At 49.4% G+C, this 1247-nt stretch carries 1 rRNA gene; it reads right to left on the bottom strand.

Annotated elements, in window-relative coordinates:
• Positions 1 to 1195, bottom strand: a 23S ribosomal RNA gene (locus tag H9X81_RS11520); the annotation flags it as partial.
• Between the last annotated feature and the right edge of the window lie 52 nt (positions 1196 to 1247).

Here is a 1247-nt window from a genome sequence, read left to right as displayed (position 1 = left end):
TCCCAAGCTTCGGTGTCATGTTTAGCCCCGTTACATTTTCGGCGCAGAGTCACTCGACCAGTGAGCTATTACGCACTCTTTAAATGAGTGGCTGCTTCTAAGCCAACATCCTGGTTGTTTTCGCAACTCCACATCCTTCTCCACTTAACATTCCTTTGGGACCTTAGCTGTGGGTCTGGGCTTTTTCCCTTTTGACAATGAGACTTATCTCACACTGTCTGACTGCTGTGATTCAATTATCCGGCATTCTTAGTTTGATAGATTTTGGTAACCTCTCGGCCCCTCCATCATTCAGTGCTTTACCTCCGGTAATCATTCACAACGCTAGCCCTAAAGCTATTTCGGGGAGAACCAGCTATCTCCGAGTTCGATTGGAATTTCTCCGCTATCCACACCTCATCCGCCACCATTTCAACGGGGGTCGGTTCGGTCCTCCATGGGATTTTACTCCCACTTCAACCTGGACATGGATAGGTCACCCGGTTTCGGGCCCTATGCAAGCAACTGATCGCCCTATTCAGACTCGGTTTCCCTTTGGCTCCGCACCAGAAGTGCTTAACCTTGCTCCTTACATACGCTCGCCGGACCGTTCTACAAAAAGTACCATATCACACTTTGACGTGCTCTATGTGCTTGTAAGCACAGGGTTTCAGGTTCTTTTTCACTCCCCTCCCGGGGTTCTTTTCACCGTTCCTTCACAGTACTATACGCTATCGGTCACTGGGTAGTATTTAGGCTTGGAGGGTGGTCCCCCCGTCTTCCCACGGGATTCCTCGTGTCCCGTGGTACTTTGGATCCTGTCGGCTCTCTCGATCTTTCATCTACGCGACTCTCACGCTCTCCGGTATGCTTTCCCACACACTTCGATTAGATCTTAAGATACCTTGTACAGTCCGAAACCCCAATGGTATTTCTACTATTGGTTTAGCCTCTTCCGCGTTCGCTCGCCACTACTAGCGGAATCTCGGTTGATTTCTCTTCCTCGCCCTACTTAGATGTTTCAGTTCAGGCGGTTCCCCTCATACACCTATGAATTCAGTGTATGATGCCGGAGCTTTATTCCGGCGGATTGCTCCATTCGGACATCTGCGGATCATTTCATACTTGCTGATCCCCGCAGCTTTTCGCAGCTTATCGCGTCCTTCATCGGCTCCCAGTGCCAAGGCATTCACCCTGCGCTCTTTTTAGCTTGACCTTATGTTTCGAATCTTTCGGTTCTCTCTAACTTGCTCAGTTCATTGTAGTTT

Source organism: Hydrogenoanaerobacterium saccharovorans (genome assembly GCF_016901815.1).
In the GTDB taxonomy this organism is placed as follows: Bacteria; Bacillota; Clostridia; order Oscillospirales; family Ruminococcaceae; genus Avimicrobium; species Avimicrobium caecorum.
Note: the sequence above shows the minus strand (reverse complement) of the source record. Positions and strands in the feature narration are given on the sequence as shown.